This is a genomic window from Humitalea rosea (genome assembly GCF_003253705.1).
Lineage (GTDB): Bacteria > Pseudomonadota > Alphaproteobacteria > Acetobacterales > Acetobacteraceae > Humitalea > Humitalea rosea.
The window spans coordinates 164,930-172,152 of the sequence record NZ_QKYU01000006.1; the positions used below are offsets into that span (position 1 = coordinate 164,930).

General features: G+C 67.5%; 6 protein-coding genes. 3 read left to right on the plus strand and 3 right to left on the minus strand.

Going from position 1 to position 7,223, the window contains the following annotated elements:
* The first annotated feature begins 2 nt into the window (after positions 1-2).
* Complete coding sequence (gene urtE / locus C8P66_RS07070; RefSeq protein WP_111397532.1) at positions 3-695, plus strand: urea ABC transporter ATP-binding subunit UrtE; 693 nt, start codon at positions 3-5, stop codon at positions 693-695.
* On the opposite strand, the gene C8P66_RS07075 is transcribed toward urtE, so the two are convergent.
* On the minus strand, positions 696-2,903 hold the full coding sequence (locus tag C8P66_RS07075; RefSeq protein ID WP_146422744.1) for a hypothetical protein: 2,208 nt from the start codon (positions 2,901-2,903) through the stop codon (positions 696-698). It lies immediately after the preceding gene.
* A 109-nt stretch (positions 2,904-3,012) separates the two neighbouring features.
* Here C8P66_RS07075 and C8P66_RS07080 point away from each other — a divergent pair, with 109 nt between their 5' ends.
* Both C8P66_RS07080 and C8P66_RS07085 read left to right on the plus strand, forming a co-directional pair.
* Positions 3,013-3,705 (plus strand): hypothetical protein, encoded by a 693-nt coding sequence (locus C8P66_RS07080; protein ID WP_146422746.1) that lies wholly within the window; start codon positions 3,013-3,015, stop codon positions 3,703-3,705.
* 70 nt (positions 3,706-3,775) lie between these two features.
* A complete protein-coding gene (locus C8P66_RS07085; protein WP_111397535.1) occupies positions 3,776-4,756 on the plus strand; it encodes a UDP-glucuronic acid decarboxylase family protein in 981 nt (326 codons plus the stop codon).
* An 8-nt stretch (positions 4,757-4,764) separates the two neighbouring features.
* Here the strand turns inward: C8P66_RS07085 and C8P66_RS07090 are convergent, their stop codons facing one another.
* Positions 4,765-6,798, minus strand: a complete 2,034-nt coding sequence (locus C8P66_RS07090) for an O-linked N-acetylglucosamine transferase, SPINDLY family protein (protein ID WP_111397536.1) — start codon at positions 6,796-6,798, stop codon at positions 4,765-4,767.
* A 28-nt stretch (positions 6,799-6,826) separates the two neighbouring features.
* The coding region (locus C8P66_RS23760; protein WP_456303636.1) for a hypothetical protein at positions 6,827-7,223 on the minus strand (397 nt) is incomplete at its 5' end.

A 7,223-nucleotide genomic window follows, 5' to 3' on the forward strand; every position in this document is an offset into this window, starting at 1 on the left:
CCATGCTGGATGTCCGCGCCATCGACCTCTCCTACGGCGCCAGCCGCTGCTTGCGTGGGGTCTCGCTCAGCGTCGAGCCGGGCAAGGTCGCCGCGGTTCTGGGGCGCAACGGCGTCGGCAAATCCTCGCTGCTGCGCTCGATCATGGGGCTGGAGCGGATCGGCGGCGGCGGCATCAGCTGGGAGGGGGCGGATATCAGCACCCTGGCACCCTCCGAACGGGCGCGGCGCGGCATCGGCTACGTGCCGCAGGGGCGGGAGATCTTCCCCTTCCTGACCGTGCAGGAAAACCTCGAAACGGCGCTGGCCGCCGCTCCGCGCGGCAGCAAGGTGCCGGGCGAGGTCTTCGACCTGTTCCCGATCCTGCGCGATTTCCTGCGGCGCCGTGGCGGCGATCTTTCGGGCGGGCAGCAGCAGCAGCTTGCAATTGCCCGCGCGCTGACCGCGCGGCCGCGGCTGCTGATCCTGGATGAGCCGACCGAAGGCATCCAGCCCAATGTCATCAAGGACATCGGCAAGGTCATCCAATACCTGGCCCGCGACCGCGGCTTCGCCGTGGTGCTGGTCGAGCAATATTTCGAATTCGCCCGCGACCTGGCGGATACCATCACGGTGATGGTGCGGGGCGAGGTCGCCCTGGCCGGCAAGACCGATGCGCTGGATGAGGCCGCGGTACGCAAGCTGCTGACGGTCTGATCAGCCACGCATCGCCTCGGGCAGGCTCGCCATGTCGAAGCCGTGGTAGAGCGAGAGGAAGCGGAACGGGTTCGGCGCATAGCTGCGGTACATCACATTGTTGATGTCCGATGCGGTGTCGAACCAGCCGAAGCGGGTTGTGGCCGACGCCAGATGCGCCTGCCAGCACATCTGCAAGCCACACTGGTCGATCCAGCGCGTGACATGCGGGCCCGCCAGCGCCCGCTCCAGATAGCGCCGCAGATCGCCCAGGAAGGCGGCCCCGGCCGGGGTCGGTGCGATCATCGCGAGGTTGGCGGTCAGATGGCTGCCGAAGCTGTCGCTCCCCGCATTGCGGTTCAGCACCACATCCGCGCCGGCGTGCTGCTCCAGCATGTCGCGCAGGCCGCTCTGCAACAGCAGGTCGATATCGGAGATGATGACCGGCCGCCCGAGGGCTGCGAGAATCTCCGCGCCCAAGGTGAAGCGAATGGATTGGAGATGCGCGACCGGGATCGCGCGCGGCCCGTCGCTGTCATGGCCGATGCAGGCGACCTTGCCGGCCTCGAACCCATCGGCGCTGAACAGGATGCGCGGATCGTCCAGCCCCAGTTCCGGCATCCCGGCCCCGCCGCCAATGACGTGCAGGACCACCACGCAGGGCACATCGCAATGCCGCAGGACGGAGGCGACATAGGCGCGGCCATAGAGCCGGACATAGGCCGCATCGGCCGCCACCAGGAAGACGATCTCCGCAGTTCGCACCGCCGGGCGGCGCCGGATATGGGCCAGGGCCACCCGCTTCCCCTTGGCGTCGCAGAACCCGGGGCGTGAGAGCGGCGGCGGCGAGTCCTGCGCCAACAGCGCGGGCTCAGCCGCAAGCGAGAGCAGCCGGTAATGCCGCGCCCAATGCCGCAACTCGGCCGGCAGGGCCTCGGTATCGGTGGCGCGCGCGGCGTCGACGAGAGTGCCGAGGGATCGGCGATCGGCGGGCGTCATCGGTGTTTGCAGGATCAGGCTGAGGGATTTGTGGATCTCATGCAGCCGGCGCAGCGGGTGCAGCGCTCCGGTGGCGGTGAGCGCGAGGCGGAGACGGCTTGCCAGCTCGCCCGCCCGGTCCCCCCGGGCGACGTGCTGCTCCAGCAACGCCGCCTGGGCCGGCAGATGATCCGGCGCCACTGTTACCAGTTCACGGGCAAAGCGCAGGGCTCGGCCACGCTGGCCCAGGGCGAGGTTGCAGCTGAGGGCAAGATCCAGCACCGCCGCATTGCCCGGACGCGCCGCGGCCAAGGCGGCGGCGTAGCGTTCTGCCTCGTCGAGGCGACCCGCCACGCGCGCCGCGTTGAAGCTGGCGACGACGGCATCCAGGAGGGGGCGGGGCAGGGCCTCGCCGCGCGGCACATGGGACAGGGCTTCGAGCAGATGCCCGGCCTGCGTCGCGGCCTCGACCAGGCGGCGCCGGCAGGTGTCGTCACTGGGGTCCAGGGCGACCAGATGCCGCAGCAGCAGCAGACCGTCCTCCGCGCAGGCGCCGCGCAGCATCCGTTCCGCCATCTCCGCCAGGGGGCGCAGTTCGGCCGCCCCGGGACGCTGCGGGCCTTGGCGGTGGCCGATGGCGCCATGCGCCACCGTGTCCAGCCGATAGCCGGCGCGGATGAGCAGGGGCGCCGCCAGGGCCATTGCCTCGGGCTCCATCGCTTCCAGGACGATGATTTCGGGGTTGAGACGATCCAACGCCTCCAAAGCCGGTGCCCCGCGGAGGCGCAACAGGTCGATCCGCGCCAGATCCTGGCGGTAGAGCAGCGGTTCCATCGGGCCGGCCGGCACCGCCACGGCTTCGATCAGCCCGGAGAGCACATCCGGTCCTTCGCCGCAAAGCCGGCGTGCCGCCGCGACCAGCACCGCGCGGTCACTGACCAGCATCTCCCCAATCGGGCGAGGCAGGTGGCCAGCCGCGAGCAGCCGTGGCGGGAAGCGCCAGAGCTGGCGCTCGCCTTCGGTGGCCGCAATGGTTCGGTGCAGGCAGGTGAGGTCCGGCTGAGCCGCCATGTCCTGCCGCGCCACCGACAGACCCTCCCGCGTTGCTTCCAGGATCAGGCCCTGGAGCCGACCGGCAGGGAGTCCCGGAGATGGCGGGCGCGGCGGGCCGGCGCCAATTTCCAGCACCGCAACCGGCCCCGGCCGCGCCAATAGGTGACCCAGCGCCTGCTCGTATCCTGTCGTGACCATTCTGGCCGCATCCTCGTCTCACGATGGCAGCCTGCGACCGCGACCTGAAGATCAGCTTAACGTTGAACCAGCAAGCATTTGGTAAGGTGTCGTGCCGCACCCTTCTTGAATGGTTGATCGCCTCCGCCAAAAACTGGCAAGCAGACCGATGCGTCCGGGTAAGCGCCCTGCGCCGAGCCGGTGGCCGGTGTGGTTTGTCATCCTCGCCGTCGTGCTGCTGCAGATGCCGACGGTTGCGGCATCGGGTGGCGGTGCTGGCCGGGCTGTCCCGCTCATTCCGGCGGAGGAGGCCCGCCCTGCGGCGCTGTCCGAATGGGGCGCTTTTACCCCGTCGCCGCCACCGGGGCATCATCTGGTGCTGCTACTGCTAACGGGCGCTGTCGTGCTGGCGGCTGGGCTGGCGGGTTTCGCGCTGGGGCGATCGCGGCGGCGCGATCCATTGCCGGCGGATACGCCTTCGGTCGAGGACATGCGGAAGTTGCGTGCCACCGTCACGGTCTTCGCGAGCCTGCTGCACGACGGCAGCGCTCTCCTGATGAGGACCAACACCGGGACAATCGATGCCGCCAACCGCCTTGCCGCCAGTAGCGAGGAACTCCTGCGCCTGGTTGCGCAGACGGAGGCGCGCCTTGAGAATGCGACCGAGCGGAGTGAGATCCTTGCCACCCGCGTGGCCCGCAGCGCCGCGCAGGAGATCAAATCCTCGGTTGAGAGCCTTGAGGAGATCGCGGAGCGTTTGGCGGCTATGGCGCCCAGGGCCGCGAAGGAAAGCGCCGATTTAACCATCGCCAAGAGCACATGAGAATCATGGTCAGGCGGTGGGGCGACAGCGGGCCGGCGCGTTCCGGCTTCTGCCAAAAGGGCAAGATAGCATGAAGCATCTGCGTCAACGTGTTCTGGTGACCGGCGGGGCCGGATTCATCGGCTCCCACCTTTGCGAGCGCTTGCTCGACGCGGGGGCCAACGTGCTCTGTGTGGATAATTTCTTCACCGGATCGCATGACAACATCGCTCATCTGCTGCCGCATCCGCAGTTCGAGGTGATGCGCCATGACGTCACCTTTCCGCTGCATGTCGAGATCGATGCGATCTACAACCTCGCTTGTCCCGCCTCACCGATCCACTACCAGCATGATCCGGTCGCCACGACCAAGGTGTCGGTCTATGGCGCGATCAACATGCTGGGCCTGGCGAAGCGGACCGGGGCGCGGATCCTCCAGGCTTCGACCAGCGAGGTCTATGGCGATCCGGCGGTGCATCCGCAGCCCGAGGCCTATTGGGGCAATGTGAACCCGATCGGCCCGCGCTCCTGCTACGATGAAGGCAAGCGCTGCGCGGAGACGCTGTTCTTCGACTATCACCGGCAGCACAAGGTGGCGATCAAGGTCGCGCGCATCTTCAACACCTATGGGCCGCGGATGCATCCGCATGATGGGCGCGTCGTCTCGAACTTCATCGTGCAGGCGCTGTCGGGCAAGCCGCTCACCCTTTATGGCGACGGCGCGCAGACACGCTCCTTCTGCTACGTCGATGATCTCGTCGATGGCTTGATGCGGCTGATGGCCACACCCGGCGATGTGACGGGGCCGGTGAATCTCGGAAATCCCGAGGAGTTCACCATGCGGGATCTCGCGCGGCTGGTGGTCGAACTGACCGGGTCGCGGTCTGAGCTCACGCATCTGCCGCTGCCGGAGGATGATCCGCGGCAACGCCGTCCGGATATCGCGATGGCGCGAAGCCTGCTGAACTGGTCGCCGACAATCCGCCTGGTGGATGGGCTGGAGCGCACCATCGCCTATTTTCGCCGACAGACGAATGCCTGGGGCCTGCAGGGGCTGCGGCTGGCGGGTTGAGCGCCCGATCAGCCCGGTAGTTTTACGGCGGCGTGTTTACGGACACGCCGCCTTGCTGCCGGCGCCGTCCACAGGCGACCATCCTGCGCAATGGGCCGGACGCGATCACGGCGCCGCAGCCCGTCGCGGTAGAGGTCGTGATAGGTGACGCAGCCCTGCAATTCCTTGGCTTCGTGGTCCAGTCCGAGGCCGATATCGAGATAGGCGTCAAGGTTCTGGAGATTGGGTTGCGGCGTTGCACCAGCCTCGTGGCGTTCGACCATGGCCGCAAGACGCGTCTCCAAGGCGTCGACAAGTCGTTCCATGTTGAACAGGTCACAGCTTTCACGATTGTCGCTCAGCCTCTGCCGAAGCTGGGAGATGCCATCCCGGTCCTTGGCGAGCGCTACGGCGCGGGCGATGAAGGCCTCGGGCGCATCGCAGACCAGGTCCGGCAATCCGGCAGCGCGAACCAGGCTGCCGCAGACGCGGGCGGCAAAGCTGCGGCCGCTGAGCGTGAGTACCGGCACGCCGAGCCAGAGCGCATCCGAGGCGGTGGTATGCGCGCCATAGGGTGCCGAATCCAGGAACAGATCGGCGAGCCGATACCGCGCCAGATGGTCGGAATTGGCGCGCTTCGGTGCAAAGATGATGCGTTCGGCCGCGATGCCTTGTTCGGTGGCAAGGCGCTTCAGGTTGCGCCGCATGTCCTCCCCAGAGTCCAGGAGCCAGAGCACGCTGCCAGGCGCGCGGCGCAGAATGTCGAGCCAGCGCGCCATGGTGAAACGCGAGATCTTTTGTGATCCGTTGAAGCAGCAGAAGACGAAGGCATCCTCCGGCAGCCCTGCGTCGCGGCGGGTCGGCATCGCGCCGATCGCCCGCTTGCGGTCGTTCGGCTGGTAGCAGGGGAGCCGGACCACAGCTTCCGAGAAATAGATCTCGTGCTCGGGAGGGATGATCCAGTCGTCGGCGATGATGTAGTGGTGGTACGGCGTGCCGAGCGTGCCCGGAAAGCCGAGCCAGTTGACCTGGATCGGTGCTGGCCTGCGGGCGAAGATCGCGGTCCTGGCATCGCGGGTGTGGCCGTTGACATCTATCAGGATGTCGATCCCGTCCGCCGAAATCCGGGCGGCAGCGGCATCGTCGTCCAGGCGCCGAATATTCACCCAATGTTCGGTCGCGGTGCGGATTCGGTGCTGCATCGCGCTGTCGGAGTGAGGGCCGCAATCATAGGCGAAGACCTCGACCTTGCCGCGATCATGCAGCTCGAAGACCTCGGCCATCAGGGAACCGATCGCGTGGTCGCGCAGGTCGGATGACACGTAGCCCAGCCGCAGTCGCCTGCCCCGCAAGTCGATCCGTGCGTCCCGGCGATCGTGGCGGCCGAGGTCGGCATGTTCGTTGGCCAGGCTGCGCGCGTAATCATGCGCGAGGCCGAGTTGCAGCAGCGGATCGTCGGAGAAGGCGAGCAGGGAGAGCGGGTTCATCCCGCGCAGCAGGCTGCGGCGATCGGTGCCCTCAATGGGGGCGAGCACCGGGTGGTGGCACTGGGCCAGGCGGAGCGCGAGGATCTGCTCGATGACGTCGCGCTGGTTGGGGCGGAGTTCGAGGCATTGCCGCAAGACCGCCTCGGCGGCCGCGAGATCTTGATGCGCCGCCAACACCCGCCCCATTTGGCGCAGGGCGGTCGTCTTGTAGGTGATGGCCGGGCCGGTGACGGCCACCATGCGCTGCGCCACATCGCGCCATTGTTCAAGGGCGCGTTCGACCGCGCCACCGCGTTCCAGCAGCCCGCCGAGGTTGATGCGGGCGGGAAGAAAATCCGGGTTGAGCGCGAGTGCCCGGGTCAGGGCTGCGGCAGCGTCGGTGTTCTGCCCCATCTCCCCCAGCAAGCAGGCGTGGTTGAAACAGGCGAGGTAGAGTTGCGGATGTCCAGTGCTGGCCTCGATCCACTGGCGGTAGAGGGGCTCGGCGTCGTGCTGCCGTCCGGCGGCGACGAGTTGGCTGGCGGTGGCCACGAGGTCGGGCAGCGGCCCGAAGGCGAGATGCATGTGGTCGGACATTTTGTCCTCGCGGATGATGGGGTGCAGATCAGAGGTGCAGGAAAGCGTTGATCTGCTCATCCGACATGCTGCCGACCTGCGTCTGGTTGAAGCCGGCAAGCTGGGTGTCGGACAGGGCGGAGATATTGGTGGTGGAGAGGTAGTCGATCTGCGTGGTCGTCAGCCCGGTGATCTGGGTGGCACTGAGGGCGCCGATGGTAGTGGTCGTGAAGCTATCCACAGCCTCGGCCGAGAGGGCGCCGACCTGGGAGGCGTTGAGCGCGCCGATTTGTGTGGCGGAGAGCTCGGCGACATCGGTCTCCGAGAGGCCCTTGATCTGTGTGGTGGTCACGCCCTTGATCTGGGTCTCGGTGAGCGCGCCGGCCTGGGTGGCATCGAGGGCCGAGAGGCTGCTCGCCGAAAGCGCGCCGATCTGGGAGGCGGAG